The sequence below is a fragment of the Lichenifustis flavocetrariae genome (assembly GCF_026130545.1).
In the GTDB taxonomy this organism is placed as follows: Bacteria; Pseudomonadota; Alphaproteobacteria; order Rhizobiales; family Beijerinckiaceae; genus Lichenihabitans; species Lichenihabitans flavocetrariae.
Map to the genome: position 1 here is coordinate 268358 of NZ_JAMOIM010000006.1, position 24376 is coordinate 292733.

A 24376-nucleotide genomic window follows, 5' to 3' on the forward strand; every position below is an offset into this window, starting at 1 on the left:
ACCGAGAGCCTCAGGCCGCTGCTTCCTTGGGATTGGGAGCCGCTCCGGCGAGTTCGCGCCGTTTCTTGGCCACACCGCCCAGCAGCTTGTCGAAGGAATCGACGAACTTCTTGACGCCATCCTCGACGAGATCGTCCGTGATCGTCTGCAATGAAATGCCCAGCTTGGGCAGGCTCTCGATCGCGGCCTTTGCGCCGGGGATGTCGGATTCGATCGTATCGGACTTGGCGGTTCCGGTTGCTGCGAATGCCTTCATGGTGGCATCCGGCATCGTATTCACGGTGAGTTTGCCGATCAGCGCATCGACATAATAGGTCTTCGGCAGCGCCGGGTCCTTGGTGCCCGTCGAGGCCCACAGCAGACGCTGCGGCTTCGCGCCCTTGGCCGCAAGGGCTTCCCAACGGGCGCCCGAAAACAGTTCGATCCAGCGCTGGTAGGCGAGCTTCGCCCAAGCGATCGCGATCTTACCCTTGAGCTTCTCACCATCGGACTTCTTGTCGGCGGGAAGCTCGCTCAACTGCTTGTCGACCACGGTGTCGATCCGGCTCAGGAAGAAGCTTGCAACGCTCGCGACCTTCGAGACATCGCCGCCCGCCTTGTCGAAGGTCTCCAGCCCCGCAATATAGGATTCGACCACCTTTTCGTAGGCGCCGATGGAGAACAGCAGCGTCACGTTGATGTTGATCCCCTGGCCGATCAATTCCTTGATGGCCGGAACGCCGGGAGTCGTGCCCGGCACCTTCACCATCAGATTGTCACGCCCGACGAGCTTCCAGAGCCGCTTGGCTTCCTCAACCGTCTTGCCAGTCTCCATGGCGAGGCCGGGCGGCACTTCCAGGCTGACATAGCCGTCGAGCTTGTGCGTTTTATCGTAGACAGGACGGAACACGTCGCAGGCCGCTTTGATATCAGCGACCGCAAGCGTCTCATAGATCGCCATGTCGTCGAGCTGGCCCTTGCTGAGAAGGTCCTGCAGTTCGTCCTTGTATTCGTCGGTCTCGCCGATTGCTTTCTCGAAGATGGATGGGTTCGAGGTCATGCCCCGAAGCCCTTCCTCATCGATCATCTTCTTGAGGCCGCCCTTCAACACGAGGTCGCGGTGGAGGTCGTCAAGCCATGGGGACTGGCCGAGGGCCGACAGTTCGATGAGTGGATTCATGATCCTGGTCTCCTGACGTTACTCGGCCGCGTCTCTGACGGCGGCCGCCTTGCCGTTGCGCTTGATCTGCTGCTTGGCAGCCTCGACGATCTTTTCCGGACTGAAGCCGAACTTCGTCTGCAAAGCCTTCAGGGGAGCCGAAGCCCCGAACGTATGCATGCCGATGATCGCGCCCAGACGGCCGACATAACGATCCCACCCCATGACGGAGGCTTGTTCGACCGACACACGCGCCGCGATCTGCGGCGGGAAGACCTCATCCTGGTAGGCCTGATCCTGCTTCTCGAATAGATCCCAGGAGGGCATCGACACGACGCGCGCCGCGATGCCTTCCTGAGTCAGCGTCTCCCAGGCGGCCACGCACATCTGCAATTCGCTTCCGGTGCCGATGAGGATCACCTCCGGCGTCTTGCCGCCCTCTGGATCGGCCAGGACATAGGCCCCCTTGGCAAGTCCGGAGGCGGCCGCGAACTTCTGGCGATCGATCGTCGGCATCGCCTGACGGCTGAGAATGAGCGTCGCGGGCTCGTGCTTGAGGCCGAGGACGACACGCCAAGCCTCACCACACTCGTTGGCGTCACCCGGCCGGATTGTGATGAGGCCCGGGATGGCCCGCAAACTCGCGATCTGTTCGACGGGCTGGTGGGTCGGGCCGTCCTCGCCCACGCCGATCGAATCATGCGTGAAGACGAAGATCGACGGCAGTTCCATCAGGGCCGCGAGCCGGATCGTCGGGCGCAGATAATCCGAGAAGATCAGGAAGGTGGAACAATAGGGGCGGATCTTGGAGAGCGCCAAGCCGTTGGTGATCGCCCCCATGGCGTGTTCGCGCACGCCGAAATGGATATTCCGTCCCGCACGATTGACGGCCGAGAAGCTGCCGGCCTCTTTGGCGGTCTGCTTGGTCAGGGTCGAGGAGTCGAGATCCGCGGACCCCCCGATCAACCAGGGGAAGTGCGGCGCGATGGCGTTTTCGACCTTGCTCGACCCTTCGCGCGTGGCCATGCCCTTCGGGTCGGCCGGGAAGGTTGGGATCGCGTCACTATAAGTGGGCGGCAACTCGCGGCGTTCCATCGCGTCGAACTCGGCCGCGAGCTCGGGATAGGCCGACTTGTACTTGCCGAACATGTCCTCCCAGGCCCGGTAGGCATCGGCGCCCCGCGCTCCCACACCCTTCTGGAAATCCTCGTAGACGCCATCCGGCACCAGGAAATGCGCGTCTTCAGGCCAGCCGTAGGACCTTTTCGCGAGCTTCACCTCGTCCTCGCCGAGGGGCGAGCCGTGTGACTTGTTGCTGTCCTGCTTGTTGGGGGACCCGTAGCCGATATGGCTGTTGACGATGATCAGCGTCGGACGCGCGGTCTCGCGCTTGAACTCGGCGAGCGCTATCCGCAACTGACCGAGATTGTTGGCATCCGGCACATGCAACACGTTCCAGCCATAGGCGAGGAAGCGGGTCGCGACATTCTCACTGAAGGCCCAGTCGGCGGGCCCGTCCAGCGTGATCGAATTGGCGTCGTAGAGCCAGCACATGTTGTTGAGCTTCAGGTGCCCGGCGATCGAAGCCGCCTCGCTCGCCACGCCCTCCATCATTTCGCCGTCCGAGCAGATCGCGTAGATCTGATAATTGACGACATTGTAGTCGGGCTTGTTGTAGCGCGTGGCGAGCCACTTTTCGGCGATCGCCATGCCGGTGGCCATCGAAATGCCTTGGCCGAGCGGACCAGTCGTGGCCTCGACCCCGGTGGTGTAGTGATATTCGGGATGGCCCGGACACGCGCTATCGGGCTGCCGGAAGTTCTTGATGTCGTCCATCGAGACCGCCTCCCGGTTGAGCGACTTGTAGTCGTCGCTCACCGCCTGCACCTTCGCGAGATGCAAGACCGAGTAGAGAAGCATCGAGGCATGGCCGGCCGAAAGGATGAAGCGGTCGCGGTTGGGCCAAATCGGATGCTGCGGGTCGAACTTCAGGAAGTCCTGCCAGACCGTATAGGCCACCGGGGCCAGACCCATCGGAGCGCCGGGATGGCCGGAATTGGCCTTTTGGACGGCATCGATCGAAAGCGTCCGGATCGTGTTGATGCTCAAAAGTTCGAGCTTGGCTTTGGCTTCCGCCGCCGCATCCACGACCTTCGGACCAGTGTCGACAACTGCCGCCATTTTTACGCTCCCTGTCTTCCGCCCGCCAAGGCAAACGGCCCCGAACCCCGGCCGACAACCCCTGTCAACGCGAAGCCCCGGTTAATGTTCATCTCGGCTCTCAAAACCGTCTTTGCCCGATCCAATGGGAATCAAGCGCAGCAGTCGATGTCGGGCCGATGACACAGATGTAGCGACCTCGAAGCAAAGCTCAAGCTTAAAGCCGCGTCGTGGGAGGCGGATCACAAACATGCTAGCCAATGCGGCGCCAGCTGATATCCTGGAGACGACCATATGCGGCGCACCTAATGCGCCCGACGGGCGAGGAAACAGTGCAGACGAAAAATTTCACCACCAGATCCGGAGCCTCACTTCCGTTCAGTCCGCTTGGCTTCGGCGCGGCCCCCTTGGGCGACTTGTTCGAGAAGCTCGACGAGATGAAGGCGATCGACACGGTGCGGGCGGCCTACGACGCCGGCATGCGGGTGTTCGACACCTCCCCGCATTACGGCAACGGTCTTTCCGAATCGCGCTGCGGCACGGCCATCCGCACCATGCCGCGCGACGAGGTCGTGTTTTCCACCAAGGTCGGCCGGGTCATGGATCCGTTCGAACCGGTGGCGCCGAAGGACACGAATGTGTTTTCGCCAGGCTTTGCCGGCGGTTTTCCGCACAAGGCGCGCTTCGACTACACCTACGATGGTGCCATGCGCTCCGTGGAACATTCGCTGCTGCGCACGGGGCTCGACCGGATCGATGTGCTGCTGATCCACGATTGCGACGTCTGGACCCATGGAACGGACGTCGAGGCGAAATTCGCCGAGGCCATGGGGGGCGCCTACAAGGCGCTCGACAAGCTCAGGGCCGACGGCACCGTGAAGGCGATCGGCTGCGGTCTCAACGAGGCCGACATGTGCGAGCGTTTCGCTCGGGCCGGTGATTTCGACGTGATCCTGATGGCTGGTCGCTATTCGCTCCTCGAACAGCCGGCGCTCGAATCGTTCCTGCCGCTCGCGGTCGAGAAGAACATCGGCATCATCCTGGCCGGTATCTTCAATTCCGGGATCTTGGCCACCGGGCCGATCAAGGGTGCCAAATACAATTACGGCGATGCGTCGCCGGAGATCTTGGCCCGTGTCGCGGCGATCCAGAAGATCTGCGAAAGCCACGGTGTTCCGCTGCAGCGGGCCGCGCTTCATTTCGCGACCTTCCACCCGGCGGTCGTCACGGTCATCATGGGGGCCGTGAAGCGGGCCGAGATCGACGCGAATGCTGCCGCCATGAAGGAGACGATCCCGAGCGCTCTGTGGTCCGATCTGAAAAGCGCCGGTCTCCTCAACCCGGCGGCCCACACGCCGAATTGAGCAGGGAGGCAACCCGGACGCCTGCCATTCGTTCTGCTCTGCGGCCAAGCCCGAGTTGGCCGCAGGGGGTCCGGACACATGTTGTTTCGCCGATTTGCCGTGGCGGTGGCCCTCCTGGTGGCTGCACTTGCCTCACAACTCCCTGAGTTCGTGCAGCAATACAGTCAGCGCCTGGGCGGAGCGATCGATGAGTTGCGCAGCGTCGTGACGCAATTCGATCACGATTCGGCCGGCCAATCGCTGACAAGGGCACAAGGCATCGCCCGTCTGGAAGACAATCCCGATCCCCTGGCGCAGGGACGGGGCCACGACATGGAGACGACGGTCACACGCGTCGAACGGCTCGAGCGACAACGCCAAGCCTTCGCGGTCGCCGGTCCGTTGTCGCGCTATGCGGTCTTCGCGGAGGATTTCGATCCCCGGATCGCGGCGGGCGCCTACGCGGAGTTCGAGCCGGCGCTGCCCGTGACGCTCGGCGGCCTTGTGGCGGCCTTGCTGGGGTTTGCCGGAGGCTGGCTGGTGACGCACGGCCTGGGATGGCCATTCCGACGCCGCCACAGGCCCGGCTTCGCGGATCCGGCGCACGTTCCCGTGCGATAGGTGTCGCGCCGCGAGATGATCGTGGCTGACAAGCTCGGGTCCGACCGCTATTGGCCTCGACCGGGCCAAATTCCAAGCCTTTGGCAGATCGCGGAATGATTCACTACGACAAGCCGTCTCAACTATTGGCGGTCGGGCTTTCAGCCATTGCGGGTTACGTCGATGCAGTCGGGTTTCTCTATCTCGGTGGGTATTTCGCGTCGTTCATGAGCGGCAATTCCACGCGTTTCGCCGTCGGACTCGCGCTGGAGCGTCCTGAAGCCGGGATAGCCGGGACACTCGTCGGCACCTTCGTGCTGGGCGTAATGTTGGGGGCTTTCACGTCCTATGTCGCCGGAACACGCCGACCGGCCGCTGTTCTGGCCCTGGTGACGCTCCTCCTCGCCATCGCCGCAACCCTGCACCAATCGGGCCAGGATCGGCCGGCGGTCATCGCCATGGTCTTGGCCATGGGAACCGAAAATGCCGTGTTCCAGCGCAATGGAGACGTGAGTATCGGCCTCACTTACATGACCGGAACGCTCGTGAAATTCGGCCAACGTCTCACCGGGGCGCTGCTCGGCCGTAACCGTTGGTCCTGGCTCCCCTACGCCATGCTCTGGAGCGGGCTCGTCGTGGGTGCGTATCTTGGCGCCACCATTTACCCCTATCTCCAGCTTGGTGCCCTTTGGGTCGCCGTCGCGGCGGCTCTCTTCCTCACTTTGACGGTCTGGGCGATGCCGCAGCTTCTGGGTGAGGCGGACCTGGGGCACGTCACCCCGCTCGGCTAACAAAGTTGAGGGCTTCTTGACGACCGTGCCCTATAACCCCCCGCAGCGAAACGGGAATGGGCGATATGGCTGCGGACGACACGCGCGTGCAGGAAGGGCGGTCCGAGCCGCGAGGCGTGACGGTCGAGGGAAGCGGCATCAATGTTGCAGTCTTCTCCGCCAACGCCGAGGCGATCGCGTTCTGCCTTTTCGATGAGACCGGCACGCATGAGGTCGAGCGGATCCGCCTTCCGGGCCGCACCGGCGACGTCTTCCATGGCCATATCGACGGCATCGGACCCGGCGCGCGATATGGGCTGCGCGCCTTTGGGCCCTTTAGGCCAGATGCAGGTCATCGGTTCAATTCGGCCAAGCTGCTGCTCGATCCCTATGCGCTGGCCGTCGACCGGTCGTTCGTGCTCGACCCCGTCCTTTTCGGTTTTGTGCCGGACACGGGCGAAGCCGATACGGCCGATAGCGCAGCCGCCATGCCGAAGGGCATTGTCTCCGCGCCACCCGTTGTCGCGCCTTGGACCGGCGCGGTTGCATGGGAGCGAATGGTTGTGGCGGAGCTGCATGTGCGCGGCTACACCAAGCTGCATCCGGGCGTGCCCGAGGCGCAGCGCGGCACCTTCGCGGGCCTTGCGTCACCGGCCGTCGTCGCGCATCTGACGGCGCTCGGCATCACCACGATCGAGCTGCTGCCTGCCGCGGCCTCGCTCGACGAGCGCCACCTGCCGCCGCTCGGCTTGACGAATTACTGGAACTATAACCCGGTCGGGTTCCTGGCACCCGACCCTCGGCTGGCGCCCGGCGGCTGGGAGGAGATCAGGACGGCCACCGCCACGCTCAATGCCGCGGGCATCGAGGTGATCCTCGACGTCGTCTACAACCATTCCGGCGAAGGCGACGAACTTGGGCCGACCGTCTCGCTGCGCGGGCTCGACAACGCCTCCTATTACCGACTCGATCCGGCCGATGCCGCCCGCTACATCAATGATGCCGGCTGCGGCAACATCCTGCGGGCCGACCATCCGGCGGTCGTGCATCTGGTGATGGAGTCGCTTCGCGCGTGGGCCCGCTTCGGCGGCGTCAACGGCTTCCGATTCGATCTCGCGACCACGCTCGGGCGCCGCGCCTCGGGGTTCGAGGCCGCCGCCCCACTGCTCAGCGCCATCGAACAGGACCCGGTGCTGCGGTCGCTTCGGCTCATCGCCGAGCCCTGGGACATCGGGCCGGGCGGCTATCAGGTGGGAGCCTTCAGCGGTGTCTGGGGCGAGTGGAACGACCGCTATCGCGACGACGTCCGCCGGTTCTGGCGCGGCGATGGTTCGATCGCGGCCCTCGCAACCCGATTGTCCGGGTCGACCGACAAGTTCTGGCTGAAGCGCCGCCCCTCGCGCAGCATCAATTTCGTCACAGCCCATGACGGTTTCACGCTGCACGACCTCGTCTCTTATGCGCACAAGCACAACGAGGCCAACGGCGAACAGAACCGTGACGGCACGAATGACAATCACGCCTGGAACAATGGAGTCGAAGGCTTCACCGACGATCCGGCCGTGATCGAAGCACGTCGGCGCGACCAGCGCAATCTTCTCGCCACGCTGTTCCTGTCGCGCGGAACGCCGATGCTCGGGCCCGGTTCAGAGACCGGCGACACGCAGGGCGGCAACAACAACGCTTATGCGCAGGATAACGAGATCTCTTGGACCGACTGGGGGCGGGCCGACGCCGCGATGCCAGGCTTCATCGCGGCCCTCACGGCGTTGCGTGCCACCAACCCGGCCATCGGGCGCGACCGTTTTCTGACGGGTCAAGACAGCGACGATATCGGCGTTGCGGACGTGGTCTGGCAACTCGCCGACGGACGCGTCCCCGAGGACGCTGACTGGCAGCGCCATGCGGCCACGACCCTCGTCGCAGTTCTGGCCGCCGCGACGCCGGGTGCCGCCGACAGTCTGAACCGGGTCGTCGCCGTCTTCCATGCCGGTCGGGAGACGGCTTCGGTCGCCCTTCCGGCGACCCGGCCCAATCGCGTGTGGCGGCTCGCGCTCGACACCGGAGCCGCCGCGGAGACCGAGGCGCGTGTGCTCCCTGGCGCGGCCGCGCTCGAAGTCCCGGCCCGCAGCGTTCTCCTGTTCGTCGAGTCTCGTGCCGAGCCGGAGCCAGGGGCAAGCCGTGACGTCGCACCGGAGGTCCTGAGCCGTCTCGCACAGGCTGTGGGCATCGCGCCCGAATGGACTCAGATCAACGGCGCCGGCCATCAGGTGTCGGCGGAGACCAAGCAGGCCCTGCTGGCCGCCATGGGGCTTCCGGCCCGGACGACCGGCGAGGCGCGCGACAGCCTGCGGGAGATCGCGGCGATCCGGGACCGCCGCCGCCTGCCGCGCGCGCTCGCGAGACGCGAGGGGGATGCCGTGACGTTGCGGGTCGCCGACACCGAGCATTTGGAGGGGCGCTCCCTGGCGGTTGCGATCCGCAGGGACGACGGCAGCCGGGCGCGCCTCACGCTGAAACTCGACCCGGCCCTGCGCCGGCAGGAGACGGCCGCGGACGGCACGCCCGTTGCCGTGTTCGACCTGCCGCTGCCGCCGCAGCCTCTCGGCCGCCACGAGATCGTGCTCGAAGACGCACCCGATGCCGGCTGCACCCTGACGGTCGCGCCGCAGCGCTGCTTCCTGCCCGGGCATCTTGCCGATGGTGGATCGGCCTTCGGGGTTGCGGCCCATCTCTACACGCTGCGGCGAGATGCCGATGCCGGGATCGGCGATTTCACAACATTGGGGGAGTTCGCCGAAGGCGCCGCCCAAAACGGGGCGAGCCTCATCGGCATCAATCCGATTCATGCCATGTTCGCCGCCAACCGCGACCGTGCGAGCCCCTACAACCCGTCCGACCGGCGCTTCCTCGATCCGATCTATCTCGACGTCGAGAGCCCGGACATTCTGGGAGAAGCCGCCGAGGTGCAGCTTACGTTCGATCGCGAGGCACCCACCTTCGCGCGCCTCCGGGCGGAGCGTCTGGTCGATTATCGCGCCGTCTGGGCCGGCAAGAGCGCCGTGCTGGAAGCGGCCTTCAAGGCTTTCGACGAACGCCGTGCCACGCGACCGCGGGACGAAGATCAACGCGACTACACCGCCTTCGTGACGGCTGGAGGCGCCGCGCTGCGGCGCTTCGCGACGTTCGAAGCCATCGCCGAGACCCATCCGGACAAGCACTGGCAGATCTGGCCATCCGCCTTGCGGGATCCCGTCGGACGCGCCGTTGCGGATTTCGCCGCAGCCCATGAGCACCGCATACGGTTCCACACCTACCTGCAATGGCTGAGCGATCGACAGCTTGGGCGGGCCGTCACCCGGGGCCACGCATCGGGATTGTCGCTCGGCCTCTATCGCGATCTCGCGGTCGGCTGCGCCCCGGATGGCGCCGAGGCATGGAGCGAGCAGGCCTCCTATGCCCAAGGTGTCTCGGTTGGGTCGCCGCCCGATCCGTTTTCGGCCGCCGGACAGGTTTGGAGCCTGCCGCCGCCCAATCCGATGGCCCGGCATCGCGTCGGCAATGGCCTGTTCGGATCGTTGCTCGACGCCAATATGCGGCATGCCGGCGCGTTGCGGATCGACCATGCGATGGGGCTTTCGCGCCTGTTCTGGGTGCCGGATGGCATGCCGGGATCGGCGGGAGCCTATGTGGCCAACAATTTCGCGGCCAACCTGGCCGATGTGGCGCTCGCCAGCCATCGGGCCCGATGCCTCGTCATCGGCGAGGATCTCGGCACCGTGCAGGAAGGGTTCCGCGAGACGCTCGCGGCCAATGACATCCTGGCTTACCGGGTGCTGTTCTTCGAGCGCGACGAGACCCGGTTCAAGCCCGCGCGGGACTATCCCCGCACGGCGGTGGCCTGTGTGGCCACACATGACATCGCGCCGCTCGCCGGATGGTGGCGTGGCCTCGACATCACGGAGCGAAAGGCCATCGGGCAGCTGACACCCGAGGATGCGCAACGCGCCACGGCGGAGCGCACGAAGGACCGCGTCAGGCTTGCCGAGGCCGTGGGGCAACCAGAACTGGCCGAGGGAGACGATTTCCCGGCCCTGTCACGTGCCGTGCATGCTTTCGTGGCCGAAGCGCCCTCGATGCTCGTGGTCACCCAGGCCGAAGATCTTGTGGGCGAGGAGGAGGGGGTGAACCTGCCCGGCACCGACCGCGAACGTCCGAATTGGCGGCGTCGGCTGTCAGCCGATACGAAAGAGATCTTCAACCGGGCCAGGACCGAAGGAACTCTGCTGCAAAGCGTCAAAGTCTGACCACGAAGCCGGGCCGGTGGGGGCGCGGTTTACCGCATGTGCGAAGAAACCGGTCCGCTTTGCTTTACTTTGGGGACCGTTGCTGTTGATGTCTTCGCATGGATTCAGCGCGCTACATCACGGACTTTGCGGACCAGGCGGTGCTTTTGCCGCTCGCGGTCGTCATTGGTGTCGCCATGCTGGCTTCGGGCTGGCAGCGGGGTGCCCTTGCCTGGACCGTGGTGATCAGCGCCATGCTGGCCGTGATGCTCGTGCTGAAGATTTGGGCGGGCGCGTGCGGCGAGATCCTGTTCGGCGATCAGTTGCAAAGCCCGAGCGGCCACACGGCCTCTGCCGCCTCCATCTATGGGGGCGTCATCGCGCTGATGCTGCGCCGCACCTTCCGCCGTGTGCCTCTTGCGCTGGTCTGCGCGGGGGTCATCGCGCTGCTGGTCGGTGCCACACGCGTGCTGATCGGCGCCCATAGCGTGCTCGAAGTCGCCATCGGGGCCGCGGTCGGCGTCGCTGCCGCCGTCATCCTCGAACAGACCGCCGGGCCCGTGCCATCGCGCCTGAAGATGATGCCCGCCGTCATTGCGGTGCTGGCGACCGTCATCATTTTCCACGGCCTGCATCTGCCCGCCGAGGCGGCGATACGCAAGGCCAGTGTCACGTGGATGCCGTTCGGGCTGTGTCGCGCGGCGTGAGCGGACCTTTGCTCAGGTGAGCGAGGACCCGAGGACCACGACGAGGCCGAGCACCAGAAATGGCCCGAACGGGATCGCGAAACGTCCCGAGATCGTCTTCCCACGGCACATCTCCACGCCGATGAACGCGAGTGCCGTGGTGCATGCAACGAGGATCAGCGGTGCGACACCCGACAGACCAATCCAGGTGCCCGCCGCGCCCATGAACTTGACGTCACCAAGTCCGAGGCCGTGGACGGGCCGCAAGGCGCGATAGAGCCGCCGCACGCTCCAGAACAAGGCGAAGACCAAAAGCCCTTGCAGCGCGGCCGAGACGAATCTGTCGGTTCCCGTCGTCGCCGCGACGGCAAGGCCGAGGGCCGCGACGGCCGCATTGCAGCCGTCCGGGATGATGCGATGCCGCCAGTCGATGATGGCAATCGCGACGCATAAAACGAGAAGAAGGCAAAGAGCAGCGACGCTGGGCCCGTTCAGCTCCTGGCCGGGGCCTGCGAGGTCGATCGCAGGGAGCGCCATCATGGCGGTGGCGCCGCACCGATCGCATCGGGTGGCGCAAAGGCGTCTGATGCGGCCCCGGGCGGCTGTCCCGCATCGGGCACGGGATTGTCGGGCGAAGACGACGATGCGGGTGCCGATGGTTCTCCAGGGTGCTTTGCACGTTGCGCATAGCGGTCGGCCACCTTCAGCGAGAAGCTCTGTCCGTCGCGTTCGAGAACGGCACCGCTGGCGTCGATCGAGGTCACATGCCAACCGCCCACCTCGCTCCCCACCGTGCTCCAGGCCGCCCGCCCGCCCTCGACCGCGAGCATGGCTTTGCGAAGATCCCCGCTGAGGAGAACGCCGGAGATCGCAACCGGAGACGGGCCCGCATCTCCCGCCGGCTTGGCCCTGAGGTCGTCGATCGACCCGGAGACGGTTTCCGGCCGGTGTCCCGGATCGAACAGCGCCACATGTTGCGCTATCGCGGGAGTGCTTCCTGTCCGGGGCTTTGGGAGCGGCGCGAGCGACGGAATCGATCCCGAAGCCGGGCCGGCATTGTCGCCGGGATCGCCGGACAGGATGCTGGCCAACGTCATGACGCCTGCTGTCAGGAACGTCACGACCGGAAGCGACGTGCGGATCAGCAGGAAGGTGAAGCGGATCATGCGACGGCGCTCACGGGACAGGCTCCGCCGGCGGTGCGGTCGTGCCCGGCCGGGCTGGCGGCGCCGGCGCGACAAGCGCTGCCACCCGGATCTCCGCACTGACGATCAGGGGCTTGTTGTGATCCGGATCGGCGGCCCGAAACGGGGTGATCTCCAGGCGCGGGACCACAAGATAGGGGACCTGCTGCTCGACCGACTTCAAAAAGGCATAGACGCCGCTCTGCGTGCCGCGCAACTGGACCGAGGCGGTGGCGAGCGCCGTGTCTTGCGGCAGAGGGGTGACGCCGTCGATAAGCACCTGCTGACCATCAGCCGCATGGGCCACCGCGGCCGCGAGAGCCTCCTGGGCATTGCCGGTGCTGGGCAGGATAAGCGCGCCCTTGCCGGATTTCGGCAGCAGACGCGCAAAAGTCGTTCTCGCTTCGGCGAGATCGCGCAGGCTCTGCAGTTCCAGGCGCTTCTCGGTGATCTCGCCCTGGCCGTCCGCATAGCTGTCGATCGACGTCCAAGCGATCGTCCCGGTGACGAGCACGAGGCCCGCCAGCAGTCCGACCGCTGCGGCGCGTTGCATGAGGGGCGAGGCCGGCACGCTCAGATCTCCGGCGTGGACGGCAGGGGTCTGACTTTCAGTCGAATCGTGAAAGCGATTCCTTCGCTGCCGGACCCAGGCGCTGCCGTGTTGTGACCCGCCGCAAAAAGCGGCGAGGCCGAAAGGCTGTGTTCGAGGACGTGAACCGAGGTCGTTCGTCCTTGAATTGTGACGACATCCTTGTCCAGGAAGAGATGATCGAGATTGCTGTCGGGCGGCAGCGCCGCCGCGAGCCCGTCGAGGATTGCGGTCGCGGGCGGCAGATTCCGCTTCGCCTGCAGGATTTCGCCGAGCGCTTGCAGGGGCGCGCGTGCAAGGCCGGGTCTGCCCGCCACAGTGTCGGTCGCATCGGCGATATCCTGATCGAGTTTGGACAAGATCGCGGATTGTTGTGTGAAGGCCAGCGGCACGATGGCGATCGCGGTCAGGACCGCCGCACCGACCAGAACCGAACGCGCCTTACGGAGGTTGTGCGGTTCATCCTCGCCCGGCCTGTCATGCCGTTGCAGATCGACAGGGAGGCGGCGCGACGGTGGGGCGGCGTGCTCGTCCTCGACCGAGAGGGTCGCCACCGCGACGCCCGCCTCGGCAAGCCGCTGCGCGATCGCCTCGGTGTCCCGCCGCTTGAGCACGATTTGGGCAACCGTAAGTGCGCCCGCCTCGGTGCCTTCGCCCCGGACGAACCAGTCCCAGTGCACCGAACCGGTCTGGAACGGGGTGACGGTTTCGAGTTCGGACGCGAGGATCGACCCCGCATGGCTGAGCAGCGAACGCGGCAGTTCGGTATGCCGGACAAAACAGCGGGAGAGAGGATAGATGAGCGTCGCCCGCGCCGGTTTGCGTCCCTGGCGCAGGGACCGGAAGGCTTGGAGGGCTGCGGCCGTGTCGCGCGGATCGATCTCTGTGCTGCGGCCGCGCCGGTCCCGCATCATCCAGCTCTGTGGAGAGACGCGGATCTCGGCATCGCTGCGGCCGCCGCGCCGACGCTTGAGCCTATCGGGAACAAGCGCCGCCAACTCGCCAAGCCACCATGCCAGTGCGCCCCGGGCGATCGACGGCAGCGAAGCGCGTGGCCGGGCCACCGCTGTCACGCGGCGAAGCTCGCAGGTCCATCGGCCGTGGTGCGGGTGCCGGTCATCCTTGTCCTTCCAGGGTTCGATCGAAGGGTAGGATGCGAGTCTTTAAGCTTTGTTAACGCTGTTCCAACAAACTCGGTCACGATAGAGCCGGCATGGCGCCGCCGTCGGCATTCCACAGGAGCCCGCCCCGGAGGCTTGATGGCGAAAGCATTCGGCCTCTTCGGCAAGCTCGCCAGGCGAACAGTGCTCCAGACACTCGAGGCGCCGGACCCGGACCCGGTCGGAGAGAGTCCCGAGGTTCGGGAGCGCGCGCCGGATGTCTCGATGTTCGTGCGATCGCTGATCGGTACCGGTCGGATCGATGCCACCAACGAGGGGCGTGCCCTCGCGGCCCTCAAGCAAACGGTCTCGGGAACGGACTGTTCGATCCTGATCGACCTCGGGCTGATCGAGGAGAGCGATCTCGTGGCCGCCCTGGCGGTGTTCCACGCCACGGCCATGACCGGTCCCGACGATCTGCCGGCGCAATTGCCGCCCATCGAGGCCGTCTCGCCCAGCTTCTGGGAGCGGGCTCGAATCCTTCCCCTGCGCCGTGACCTCGATGGGCTGACGGTCGCCATGGTGGATATCTTCGATCGCGAAAAGATCGAGAGTTTGCAGCATCTTCTCGATGAGCCGGTTCGGGCGACCGTGATCGGTCCTTCGGTGTTCGAGAGCGCGATCCGCTCCCTCGGCGAGGCGTCGGCGGCGGACGACCTGCCCTCCGACAGCGGCGAAGCCGAGCTTGACGATCTCGCTCGGCTGCAGGATGTCGCGAGCCAAGCCCCGATCATCCGTCTCGGCTCGCGGCTCCTGAAGACCGCCTTCGAACTCAACGCCTCGGACATCCATATCGAGCCCGGCGAGACCGATGTCCGGGTCCGCTATAGGGTGGACGGCGTCCTGGTGCAGTCCGAGACGCTGCCCAAGGCCGTCCAGATGGCGCTGACAACCCGCTTCAAGATCCTGGCGGGGCTCAACATCGCCGAATTGCGCATGCCGCAGGATGGTCGCATGACAGTGGTCGACCGGGGTGCCGCGACCGACCTGCGCGTCGCGGCCCTGCCCACCGCGAATGGCGAAGCGCTGGTGATGCGTATCCTGCGCCAGTCGCGGCGCGTGGGCACGTTCGGGTCCCTTGGCTTTTCCGCCGAGGCCGAGGAGGTGCTGAAGACCATGATCGGCCGGCCGAACGGCATCGTGCTCGTCTCGGGTCCGACCGGCAGCGGCAAGACCACCACGCTGTATACGGCCCTTTCCCTGTTGAATGGGAGCGACCGCAAGATCATCACGGTCGAGGACCCGGTGGAGTACCGAATCGCCGGCGTATCGCAGGTGCAGACCCATGCCGCGATCGGTCTTGATTTCGCGGCCGCCCTCCGTTCGATCCTGCGCCAGGACCCCGACATCGTGATGATCGGCGAGATCCGCGACCAGGAGACGGCGCGGATTGCCGTGCAGGCGGCCCTCACCGGGCATCTCGTGCTGTCGACGATTCATACCAATTCGGCGGCCGCGACGGTGACACGTCTGGTCGAGATGGGCGTCGAGCCGTATCTGATCGCCGCGACCCTTAACGGTGTGGTGGCGCAGCGCCTCGTGCGGCTCGTCTGCCAGGCCTGTGCCGAGGACGAGCCCGGCCATCGCGACGCAACGCTGCGGGCCCGTGGCTGTCCGCAGTGCAACGGGACCGGCTATCGCGGCCGGACCGTCGTGGGTGAGGTCATGCCGCTCGACGCGTCGCTGCGCGACCTCATCGCCGACAAGGCGACCGCGGGTGTGATCGAGGCAGCCGCCATCCGAGCCGGCATGTCCACGCTGGCCGTGACCGCGCTCGACAAGGTCAAGCGTCGCGAAACGACGATCGACGAGGTCCTGCGTCATGTCGATCTCGGTCCCTCCGCGCTGGCCAAGGTCTCCTGATGCCGAGCTACACCTACAAAGCCTTCGACGGGCGCGGGGCCATCGTCCAAGGTCGGGCGGAGGCATCCAGCAAGGCCGATATGATGGCCCAGGCCCGGCGCCAGAACCTCCGAATCATTTCGGCCGAGGAAACGGCTGCCTCCGGTAGCCTCTGGAACCGCGACTTCAAGTTTGGTGGGCGGCCGAAGCAGAAGCATGTCGTCGATTTCGTGCGCGAGCTCGCCACTCTGACGGACGCCGGCCTGACCATCGACCGCGCCCTGCGCCTCGCGGAACAGCACGCCCCCCGGGCGCTGCGTCCTCATTTGACGGCGGTGATCGAAGCCGTCATCGCCGGCTCATCCTTCTCGCAGGCGCTGAGCCGCCATCGCGATGTCTTCAGTCACGACGTCATCGAGGTGATCGGCGCCGGAGAGAAGACCCGCGCATTCCCGACCGTGCTGCGCAACCTCGCCGCGTCCCTCGAACGGCGCAACGCCATCCGCCAGCGCCTCGTTTCGGCGATGGTCTACCCGATCATGCTGGTGCTGATGTCGCTTGGTGCCATCACGGTCGTGCTGACCGTTCTGGTGCCGGCGCTGACGCCGCTGTTCGACGATCCCGCCCTGCAGCCGCCTCCTCTGATCCGATTCGTCAGCGCCGTGAACACGACCTTCGCGCAGTTCTGGCCCATTCTCCTGGGCGGAACCGTTCTGGTCGGGATCGGCCTCGTCGCCCTGTTCCGGCAGACCGTCGTTCGCGGATGGCTGGCGCGACGCCTGCTGCGGGCGCCCCTGTTCGGTCCCATCATGATCGGGGTCGAGGCCGGCCGGCTCTGCCGTGTCCTCGGCACACTGGTGTCCGCCGATGTTTCGCTGCCGGCCGCGATCGCGGCCGCGCGCACGATCCCGAAGAACCCGGTGTTCCGGGAGGCGGTCGAGGAAGCCGGGCGCCGCATGGTGGAGGGCGCCCGTCTCTCGCAGAGCCTGCATCTGCTGCAACCCTACATGCCTGTCATCCTCAACCTGATCGCGACCGGGGAGCAGGTGAACCGGGTCGGTGAGATTCTTCTGCATGCGGCCGACATGCAGGAATCGGAGAGCCAGAACCGTATCGAGCGCCTGATGAGCCTTCTGGTGCCGCTGCTGACCGCCGGCATGGGGCTGATGATCGGCGGCCTCGTCTTCTCCGTGATGAGCGCCATTCTCAGCGTCAACGATCTGGCGACGGCTCGATGAATGCGCGCGGCCACGATGCCGTCGCCGGGTTCACGCTGATCGAGATGATGATCGTCATCACGTTGATGGCGCTGAGTATGCTGTTTCTCGGCCCGATGCTTGGTCGCAGCACCTCCGCGCGGGACCTCGACGACCTCGGGCGTCGCGTCGCCCTGCAGGCCCGGATGGCCCGGATCCAGTCGATGCGCGGCAATCTGGAGACCGCTCTGGCTTTCGATCCCGTCACGCGCAGTTTCCTCGTGCTGCCGGGTCAGGACCACCTCGCCCTGCCGGTCGATGTGTCGGCCACCCTGACGACCGGACGGGACCTCGCGGACGGCGACCGTCCGACGATAAGATTCCTGCCGGATGGCCGCTCGAGCGGCGGTGAGATCCGTCTCATCGCGCGGGACGCCTCGATCCATCTCGTCGTCGATTGGCTGACCGGCTGGGTCCGCCGAATGCCCACATGATGAGCCGAACCGTGAACATCGGGGATCGGTCCGCCGGATCGCGCCAAGATCGCGAGGGTGGTTTCACGCTCATCGAAGTTTTGGTCGCGTTCATGATCATCGCGCTGACGGTCACGATGGCGCTGCGGGTGCTGGCCGAGGGCGCCGCCTGGGCGCGACGAGGCCCGGCACAATCGTCCCGCATTGAAGAGGCCGCCTCGGTGATGGATGGCCTGTTGGCCGATCGCCATCTCCAACCCGGGGACACATCGGGTGCTTTCACGGACGGCGCCCGGTGGCGGGCCCGGATCGTCGACGTGACGACGCTTCTCATGCCTCAGGCGCCCGCCCGGCTGCTCCGCATTGAAGTATTCACCGACGAGGCCAGCCGCACCCCGTTGCTCGTGACGATCGCGACGGGATCGCGGCGGTGAAACCAAGACCTCCGGTGAAGACGTCCGCCAGTCCGATGGAGGGAAGGGAAGCCGGCCTGACGCTGATCGAGATGATCGTGGCGCTTGCCATTGGCGCGCTCGTCGTGGCCTTCCTGGCCGAGGGGACGGGGTTGCTTCGGCAATTCACCAGGATCGGGACGGCGGTGTCCGCCCAGGACGAGACGATGGCGATCCGGGATCATCTCCGGCGCACCATCGGCAGTACGATGGGCAGCGCAGGCAGCAGTCAGAAGACGGGGTTTGCCGGTGTCGGCGACACGGTGGTGTTCACGGCACCCGGAGATCGCTTGCTCGAGGCGGGTGGCCCCGTGCGGGTGACGCTGGCGGTCATAGCCGAGAACGGGGGGATGTCCCTCGTGGAAACAAGGGCCGCACCCGGCGGAGGCGACAGCAAGGGGCGGACCCGACGGCTCCTGGCTGGGACCGATCGTGTCGCGTTCAACTATTACGGCTCCCTTTCGGGCAGCACCGCCGCCACGTGGACGACCGAGTGGACTGATCCCGAAGCCAGTCCCAGTCTGATGCGGATCGATGTGGCCTTCAAGGCCGGAGACCGGCGGCGCTGGCCGCCTTTCGTAGTGCTCATGCCGTCCGGAGGAAGCCCCCCGCCGCAGGGGTCGTCGCCCGGCACGGACACCGCGTCGACGGGCAAAGTCTCTAGTACGGCGCCGTGACGGGCGCGTCCGCTCACCCTGGCGTGGGCCAAGCGGCTCTCAAGAAAAGAAGGTCCCGTGCGTGCACGGGACCTTCAGGCTTTTCACGCGATCATGGGATTTAGCCTTCAGCCCGGATCGTCGGCGTTGCGCACCGGATGCGAACTGGCGACATCGCCCACTTCATGGCCCGGAGAATACACCTCGAATTCCGAATTGCGTCCCGGAACCCGGTAGGCATAGCGCTTGTGCCAGGGGTCCAAGAGCCCGCTCTGGTTCTTGAGGTAGGGCCCATGCCACCCACTCACCCCGTCCGGCGGGGAGAGCAAGGCCTGCAGGCCCTGCTCGGCGGAAGGATAGCTGCCGACGTCGAGATAGTAGAGTTCCAATGCCGACGTGATGTTCTTCGCCTGGATCTGCGCCGTCTGGGCCTTTGCGCTTGAGAAATACCCCAGCACCCGCGGCGCCATCAAGGTCGCGAGCATGCCCACGATCCCCAGAACGACAAGCAGTTCGACAAGCGTGAAGCCGGCTTCATCCTTGCGCCGGGCGGTTTTTGCTGTGGAATGAGGCCGAAGGCTTCGGCCGATCATCGTTGTCTTGACTTGGTAGAACAGCGAGCGTGAGCGAAGTCTCATGCAGATAGTCCTTATGCTGTTCATAAGGCGTTGAATCCTTTGCGGCCTGTTGGGAATGTGTTCGCACTTCGTCGAATCATTGAGCCCAATAGATGTCCGAAAAATTAAGAAATTCTTTCTTTCGCAAATACAACCAGAGGTATTGGGCCGATCCTGCTGTATAGTCTTGTCGTTCAGCGGTGTTTCACTAGATTTAACTTCAAGTCACTCCAACAATTTGAAGCAAATGCCTCTGCTTCCCGCCTGCGAGCGCGCTTCGTTGTGCCAGGGGAGCTATCACGCTAGGACGACGCCGCCCTAGCGGCCTCATGGCCTTTGATTTCGCCACCGACAGAGGTATAGACTGCGGCGCATGGCTTCTTCGCCCGCGATCCTGGTGTGCGACGTGCTTTTAACGAAAGTGCTGAATCGAAACGTGATTGTCCGGTTCTGGGCGGCAATCGCTGGTGCTTCGATGGGGCTCGTGTCAGGCCAGGCTGAAGCCAATGCGACCCGGTTCTTCGCTTCACCCGCCCAATGCGAAAGTGCGAGAGCTCTCGCACCTGGCGCCTGCCGTACGGCGTTCGCCAACGCCCTGGCCGAATTTGCCGCGAAGGCACCGATGTACCGTAGCCGCCGCGCCTGCTTCCGGCAGTTCGGCCCCTGTATGCCCTGGCCGGTCGGAACCCGCAGTTTTTCGCAGTTCCGGCCACAATGGGTGGGCGTGACGGTCGATGCGTCAACCTCCGGGCCGGCGGTGATGCCCGCAGTGGCGCCGGGCCGGATTCACCTGGTCTTTGCACCGCAATCCGTGTCCAGCCTGTCGCCGGCCGCGACGGAAACGCCCCGACCCTCTCATCCGTCCGACACAGGCGAGCCCGTGGCAAACATCATGACGCCGGATGAGGACGAGGCGGCTTCGCCAGCCTCGCCGCCTCCGGCGGCTGGCTCGGGTTTCACGGTGATCGATGGCGTGCTGACATATCCGGCACCGGCACGGTTCCAGCCCAAGGCCCTCAAGCACCCTTGACCCTGTTACCGCAGCTCCAGGACGCCATTCCTCCGAACCGCGCCGAGGGCGTGTTGCGAGCCCGATTCGCCCGCCACGGGGGCCGCACACGTGCCATGACCTGCCATGAAGCCGGAGGCCTCCGGCTACGCTTCCCCAAGGTTGATCAGGCGCACGAGCCGGACTGCGAGGCCGTGTGCATCAATACGGGCGGCGGCATGGTGGGGGGAGACCGGGCCCGTCTGAGCTTCGGATGTGACCCCGGCGCCGCCGTGTCGCTGACGACGCAGTCTGCCGAGAAGATCTACCGCAGCACGGGCGCCCTGACCAAGGTCGAGGTGTCGCTGGATGTGGCGAGCCAAGGATGCCTCGAATGGCTGCCGCAGGAGACGATCCTGTTCGACCAGGTCAGGCTGTCCCGGACACTTGATATCGCCATGCGGGCCGACGCGTCGCTCTTGATGGTCGAAATGTTGGTGTTTGGGCGTCTGGCCATGGGCGAAACCGTGCGGTCCGGCGAGCTGCACGACCGGTGGCGGATCCGTCGCGATGGGCGTCTTCTGTTCGCCGAGGATCTGCGACTCGCCGGGGATATCGCGTCCACGCTCGATCGCCCGGCGCTCGGCGGCGGGGCTCGAGCGTTGGCGACTCTCCTGTTCGTCGCGCCGCAGGCGGAGAGCATGCTGGACCCGGTTCGCGCGGCTCTCGCCGGCACTGAGGCGGAAAGCGGTGCGAGTGCCTGGAATGGTCTTTTGAGCTTCCGCGCGCTCTCGCCCTCGCCAGAGCGCCTGCGCCGGACTATCGTGACGGTGTTGGAAATCCTGCGGGGACGGGCCGTTCCCCGCGTTTGGCAATAGCGGATCCCGGAGGCGCGTCGCATGAATCTTACACCGCGGGAAAAGGACAAGTTGCTGATCGCCATGGCGGCCAATGTGGCCCGACGGCGGCTTGAACGCGGCGTAAAATTGAACCATCCCGAGGTGATCGCGCTGATCACCGATTTCGTCGTCGAAGGCGCTCGCGACGGCCGCAGCGTCGCCGAGCTGATGGATGCGGGCGCCCATGTGGTGTCGGCGTCTCAGGTGATGGACGGGATCGCGTCCATGATCCACGACGTGCAGGTCGAGGCCACCTTCCCGGACGGCACCAAGCTTGTGACCGTCCATCATCCGATCCGCGACGCGGCGGACGATCTCGTCCCAGGCGCCGTGCTGGCCGCGCCGGGCGACCTGACCTTGAACGAGGGCCTGGACACCGTGACCCTGACGGTGGCCAACACGGGCGACCGGCCGATCCAGGTCGGCTCGCATTACCACTTCTTCGAAACCAATCCGGCGCTTGATTTCGAGCGGCCCAAGGCGCGCGGCTTTCGGCTCGACATTCCGGCCGGAACGGCGGTGCGGTTCGAACCGGGCCAGAGCCGGGAGGTTCGTCTGGTGGCCTTTGGCGGACGCCGCGAGGTCTATGGGTTCCGGCAGCAGATCATGGGACCGCTGTAGCTGGTGGGTGACCGATCCGCAGGCTTTGTGCTAGGGAGCCCAAAGCCGCACCAAAGGAGTCAAGCTGGCGATGAGCGATATTACGATCACCTCCGGCGAGTTCCGCTTTAAGGCGCGATTCGAGGAGAAGCTGGCACCCAAAACCACCGCCAAGTTCCGCAGCCTTCTGCCTTACACGCAGCGGATCATTCATGTGCGGTGGAGCGGTGAGGCCTGCTGGATCCCGCTGGGCGATCTCGATCTTGGGTTAGAGTACGAGAACCACACGAGCTTTCCCGCACCCGGGCAGATCATCGTCTATCCCGGCGGTATCAGTGAAACCGAGATCCTGCTCGCCTACGGCGGCGTTCATTTCAAAAGCAAGATGGGCCAGCTGGCCGGCAACCATTTCCTGACGATCACCGAAGGCCAGGAACGCCTGGCGGAATTCGGACCCTACGTGCTCTATCATGGCGCGCAGGAGATCGTATTCGCAGCAGTGTGAATCGGGTGGCTTGTGGTTTGCGCCGACCGACGCTTCAATAAGCAAGGGGAGTTCCACACTCGGTGGAACTCCCCTTGTAAGACAAATCGTGTGTCAAAGGATGGGGCTGGTCGAAGCCGCCCATCCAAAGTCTGATTCAGGCCGGATCAGCGCTGCTTTTGCCGCATTTTACGGGCCGCGTAGCGTTCGTCGCGCCGGGCTTTTTGTTCAGCCTGGTCCAGCACGACGCGCGAGGCGCGTTCGAGCCGCGCGGCCTCGACCACCTTGCGCTCGGCCTCAAGCTCGGCTTCGCGGGCGAGGGCTGCGAGCAACTCTTCCTCTTCGCGCTTGCGGCGCTCTTCGGCTTCCCGCTCGCGCTGCTCCTGCAGCAGCCTCTGGCGTTCCTCCTGGCGCGCAAGACGCGCATCGTGGATCGCTTTCCGCTCGGCCGCGACAGCTTGACGCCGCGGATCGTCGGGTCCGGGCCGGGTCTTGAGTTTCTCGACAAGGGCCAGTTTGGCCGATGTCGACGCTTTGATTCGGTCGGAGAAATTCGCGTGGTTGAACGTACCCAAGGGCGATCCAGTTTCGGGGACGCCGATCTGAAAGCGGCGTCGAGGGGAATAGAATGCGCGAGAATCGACAGCGACGCGCGCGCAACGGGCATATAGACCTCCCGGCAAGGTTTTGGAAGGGCGCGCGTGCGTATTCCTGCAGGGAACCGGGGTACAACGACCGTATGCTGAATGCGCTTTACCGGCGCACCTGGCACGTTGCGATCAACGCGATGGCCGGCAGAAGGCAGCGCCCCGCGCGGCTTGACCGTCGCCGGCAAAGTCAGCAAGACAGCGTCTACGAACGCGCCGAGGACGTTATGGACCCATTCACCACGCTCGAGGGTGTTGCCGCCCCGCTGAAGATCACCAATATCGACACCGACAAGATCATCCCGAAGCAATACCTGAAGACCATCAAGCGCACGGGTCTTGGCCGCGGCCTGTTCTCGGAAATGCGCTACGACGATGCCGGCAACGAGCGGCCCGATTTCGTGCTGAACCAGCCGGCTTACCGACACGCCAAGATCCTGGTGGCAGGCGATAATTTCGGCTGCGGGTCCTCCCGCGAGCATGCGCCATGGGCGCTGCTCGATTTCGGCATCCGTTGCGTGATCTCGACGAGTTTCGCCGATATTTTTTACAACAATTGCTTCAAGAACGGCATTCTGCCGATCACGGTGACGCCCGAACAGCTCGAGCTTCTGTTCGACGATGCCGAACGCGGATCGAACGCCACTCTCACGGTCGACCTCGAAAAGCAGGAGATCCGCGGGCCGGACGGAGGCACGATCACCTTCGACCTCGATTCGTTCCGCAAACATTGTTTGCTCAACGGGCTCGACGACGTGGGTCTCACCATGGCCAAGAAGCCGGCAATCGATCGCTACGAACACGAGATGGCAACGTCGCGGCCCTGGGCCTGATTTCCGGACGAAACCGACATCGCATGCAACAAGCACCACGCCCGGGCGTTACCGGGCGTCTCGACGGAGTATGATCATGCCGGATGCCCAGAAACTGAAGCGATTTCACATCGAGCAGGATGGCGAGGACTTCCTGCTACGCATCGAGGACGAGGCCGGCGACCTGTTCGAAGTCACGGCGACACACGATCAGGTCGACCTTATCGTCGACAGTCTCGACGAGGCCCTGGAGGCCGAGGAGGAGGCGGAAGATTTGGACGATGACGCGGACGAGGAGGAGAAGGCTTAGGGCCTTGCCGAAGATAACTGAATCGGCGTTGCCGGGGTAGATTCCGCGCTGGGGTGGCGTCCGCTACAGACGATGAATGATCGATATTGGCTCGATTCGCGAGCGCTACGCCGCGCTATCTCCGCATCTTGACGAGCGCGGCCGGCGCGTGTTCGCGGCGACCGAGGCCCGGACGGCCGGTTACGGCGGCATCGCGGCCGTCTCGCTGGCCACCGGGATTGCGGCCAGCACCATTGGCCGCGGCCTGCGCGAGCTGGCTGCTTCCGATGGACTTGATTTTAGTCGGGTACGCCGTCCTGGCGGGGGCGGCAAGCAGCGGGTGACACAGGATGCCACGCTCATGGCGGACCTGCTCTCGCTGGTCGAGCCGGACGCTCGGGGCGATCCGATGTCGCCGTTGCGCTGGACCTGCAAAAGCATATCGCAGTTGACGCGGGCCTTGGTGGCCAAGAGCCATCGGGTGGGACGGACCCTCGTCCGTGAG

At 65.2% G+C, this 24376-nt stretch carries 25 protein-coding genes; 17 read left to right on the forward strand and 8 right to left on the reverse strand.

Annotation, left to right across the window (positions count from 1 at the left end; translation table 11 throughout):
- Positions 1 to 10: 10 nt before the first annotated feature.
- Both tal and tkt read right to left on the reverse strand, forming a co-directional pair.
- Entirely contained in the window at positions 11 to 1159 is a 1149-nt protein-coding gene (tal, locus tag M8523_RS11850) for a transaldolase (RefSeq protein ID WP_282585072.1), read from the reverse strand.
- 18 nt (positions 1160 to 1177) lie between these two features.
- Entirely contained in the window at positions 1178 to 3319 is a 2142-nt protein-coding gene (tkt, locus tag M8523_RS11855; protein WP_282585073.1) for a transketolase, read from the reverse strand.
- A gap of 311 nt (positions 3320 to 3630) precedes the next feature.
- Between tkt and M8523_RS11860 the strand changes: the two genes are divergently transcribed.
- The 5 genes from M8523_RS11860 to M8523_RS11880 all read left to right on the forward strand — a co-directional run bounded on the left by M8523_RS11860 (position 3631) and on the right by M8523_RS11880 (position 11004).
- Positions 3631 to 4662, forward strand: coding sequence for an aldo/keto reductase (locus M8523_RS11860; RefSeq protein ID WP_282585074.1), 1032 nt, complete (start codon positions 3631 to 3633; stop codon positions 4660 to 4662).
- A 78-nt stretch (positions 4663 to 4740) separates the two neighbouring features.
- Positions 4741 to 5262: a DUF2937 family protein gene (locus M8523_RS11865; protein WP_282585075.1), complete on the forward strand. Its 522-nt coding sequence runs from the start codon at positions 4741 to 4743 to the stop codon at positions 5260 to 5262.
- Between the two features lie 95 nt (positions 5263 to 5357).
- On the forward strand, positions 5358 to 6032 hold the full coding sequence (locus tag M8523_RS11870) for a YoaK family protein (protein WP_282585076.1): 675 nt from the start codon (positions 5358 to 5360) through the stop codon (positions 6030 to 6032).
- 65 nt (positions 6033 to 6097) lie between these two features.
- A complete protein-coding gene (glgX, locus tag M8523_RS11875; protein ID WP_282585077.1) occupies positions 6098 to 10318 on the forward strand; it encodes a glycogen debranching protein GlgX in 4221 nt (1406 codons plus the stop codon).
- A 98-nt stretch (positions 10319 to 10416) separates the two neighbouring features.
- Positions 10417 to 11004: a phosphatase PAP2 family protein gene (locus tag M8523_RS11880; RefSeq protein WP_282585078.1), complete on the forward strand. Its 588-nt coding sequence runs from the start codon at positions 10417 to 10419 to the stop codon at positions 11002 to 11004.
- Positions 11005 to 11016: 12 nt separating this feature from the next.
- Here the strand turns inward: M8523_RS11880 and M8523_RS11885 are convergent, their stop codons facing one another.
- The 4 genes from M8523_RS11885 to M8523_RS11900 are packed head-to-tail and all read right to left on the reverse strand — an operon-like array spanning position 11017 to position 13829.
- Positions 11017 to 11523: a prepilin peptidase gene (locus M8523_RS11885; RefSeq protein WP_282585079.1), complete on the reverse strand. Its 507-nt coding sequence runs from the start codon at positions 11521 to 11523 to the stop codon at positions 11017 to 11019.
- On the reverse strand, positions 11520 to 12149 hold the full coding sequence (locus M8523_RS11890) for a hypothetical protein (protein ID WP_282585080.1): 630 nt from the start codon (positions 12147 to 12149) through the stop codon (positions 11520 to 11522). Before M8523_RS11890 ends, M8523_RS11885 begins: the two co-directional genes overlap by 4 nt.
- A 10-nt stretch (positions 12150 to 12159) precedes the next feature.
- Positions 12160 to 12738 carry a hypothetical protein gene (locus tag M8523_RS11895; RefSeq protein WP_282585081.1) on the reverse strand — a complete coding sequence of 193 codons (579 nt, stop codon included), beginning with the start codon at positions 12736 to 12738 and terminating at the stop codon, positions 12160 to 12162.
- 2 nt (positions 12739 to 12740) lie between these two features.
- The gene (locus tag M8523_RS11900; protein WP_282585082.1) at positions 12741 to 13829 is read right to left on the reverse strand and encodes a PilN family protein; all 1089 of its coding nucleotides are present in this window, start codon (positions 13827 to 13829) and stop codon (positions 12741 to 12743) included.
- A gap of 186 nt (positions 13830 to 14015) precedes the next feature.
- Here M8523_RS11900 and M8523_RS11905 point away from each other — a divergent pair, with 186 nt between their 5' ends.
- The 5 genes from M8523_RS11905 to M8523_RS11925 are packed head-to-tail and all read left to right on the forward strand — an operon-like array spanning position 14016 to position 18556.
- Positions 14016 to 15779 (forward strand): GspE/PulE family protein, encoded by a 1764-nt coding sequence (locus M8523_RS11905; protein ID WP_282585083.1) that lies wholly within the window; start codon positions 14016 to 14018, stop codon positions 15777 to 15779.
- Positions 15779 to 16996 (forward strand): type II secretion system F family protein, encoded by a 1218-nt coding sequence (locus M8523_RS11910; RefSeq protein WP_282585084.1) that lies wholly within the window; start codon positions 15779 to 15781, stop codon positions 16994 to 16996. Before M8523_RS11905 ends, M8523_RS11910 begins: the two co-directional genes overlap by 1 nt.
- On the forward strand, positions 16993 to 17448 hold the full coding sequence (locus M8523_RS11915; RefSeq protein ID WP_282585085.1) for a prepilin-type N-terminal cleavage/methylation domain-containing protein: 456 nt from the start codon (positions 16993 to 16995) through the stop codon (positions 17446 to 17448). The genes M8523_RS11910 and M8523_RS11915 overlap by 4 nt, the downstream gene beginning before the upstream one ends.
- An 11-nt stretch (positions 17449 to 17459) precedes the next feature.
- Entirely contained in the window at positions 17460 to 17861 is a 402-nt protein-coding gene (locus M8523_RS11920) for a type II secretion system protein (RefSeq protein ID WP_282585086.1), read from the forward strand.
- Positions 17858 to 18556, forward strand: a complete 699-nt coding sequence (locus M8523_RS11925) for a prepilin-type N-terminal cleavage/methylation domain-containing protein (protein ID WP_282585087.1) — start codon at positions 17858 to 17860, stop codon at positions 18554 to 18556. The genes M8523_RS11920 and M8523_RS11925 overlap by 4 nt, the downstream gene beginning before the upstream one ends.
- Positions 18557 to 18663: 107 nt before the next feature.
- Here the strand turns inward: M8523_RS11925 and gspG are convergent, their stop codons facing one another.
- Positions 18664 to 19173: a type II secretion system major pseudopilin GspG gene (gspG, locus tag M8523_RS11930; RefSeq protein ID WP_282585088.1), complete on the reverse strand. Its 510-nt coding sequence runs from the start codon at positions 19171 to 19173 to the stop codon at positions 18664 to 18666.
- Positions 19174 to 19525: 352 nt separating this feature from the next.
- On the opposite strand from gspG, the gene M8523_RS11935 reads away from it, so the two are divergent.
- The 4 genes from M8523_RS11935 to M8523_RS11950 all read left to right on the forward strand — a co-directional run bounded on the left by M8523_RS11935 (position 19526) and on the right by M8523_RS11950 (position 22144).
- Positions 19526 to 20182: a DUF1190 domain-containing protein gene (locus tag M8523_RS11935; RefSeq protein ID WP_282585089.1), complete on the forward strand. Its 657-nt coding sequence runs from the start codon at positions 19526 to 19528 to the stop codon at positions 20180 to 20182.
- On the forward strand, positions 20179 to 21018 hold the full coding sequence (locus M8523_RS11940; protein ID WP_282585090.1) for an urease accessory protein UreD: 840 nt from the start codon (positions 20179 to 20181) through the stop codon (positions 21016 to 21018). Before M8523_RS11935 ends, M8523_RS11940 begins: the two co-directional genes overlap by 4 nt.
- A 21-nt stretch (positions 21019 to 21039) precedes the next feature.
- Positions 21040 to 21660: an urease subunit gamma gene (locus M8523_RS11945; RefSeq protein WP_282585091.1), complete on the forward strand. Its 621-nt coding sequence runs from the start codon at positions 21040 to 21042 to the stop codon at positions 21658 to 21660.
- A 70-nt stretch (positions 21661 to 21730) separates the two neighbouring features.
- Positions 21731 to 22144, forward strand: coding sequence for a DUF3830 family protein (locus M8523_RS11950; RefSeq protein ID WP_282585092.1), 414 nt, complete (start codon positions 21731 to 21733; stop codon positions 22142 to 22144).
- 146 nt (positions 22145 to 22290) lie between these two features.
- Here M8523_RS11950 and M8523_RS11955 read toward each other — a convergent pair whose 3' ends face one another.
- Positions 22291 to 22698: a DUF6481 family protein gene (locus M8523_RS11955; RefSeq protein ID WP_282585093.1), complete on the reverse strand. Its 408-nt coding sequence runs from the start codon at positions 22696 to 22698 to the stop codon at positions 22291 to 22293.
- Between the two features lie 299 nt (positions 22699 to 22997).
- Between M8523_RS11955 and leuD the strand changes: the two genes are divergently transcribed.
- The 3 genes from leuD to M8523_RS11970 all read left to right on the forward strand — a co-directional run.
- Positions 22998 to 23603, forward strand: coding sequence for a 3-isopropylmalate dehydratase small subunit (gene leuD, locus M8523_RS11960; protein ID WP_282585102.1), 606 nt, complete (start codon positions 22998 to 23000; stop codon positions 23601 to 23603).
- 76 nt (positions 23604 to 23679) lie between these two features.
- Positions 23680 to 23892 (forward strand): hypothetical protein, encoded by a 213-nt coding sequence (locus M8523_RS11965; RefSeq protein WP_282585094.1) that lies wholly within the window; start codon positions 23680 to 23682, stop codon positions 23890 to 23892.
- Positions 23893 to 23968: 76 nt separating this feature from the next.
- Positions 23969 to 24376 (forward strand): ISAzo13-like element transposase-related protein (locus M8523_RS11970; protein ID WP_428350366.1); only part of this gene is annotated, 408 nt, incomplete at its 3' end.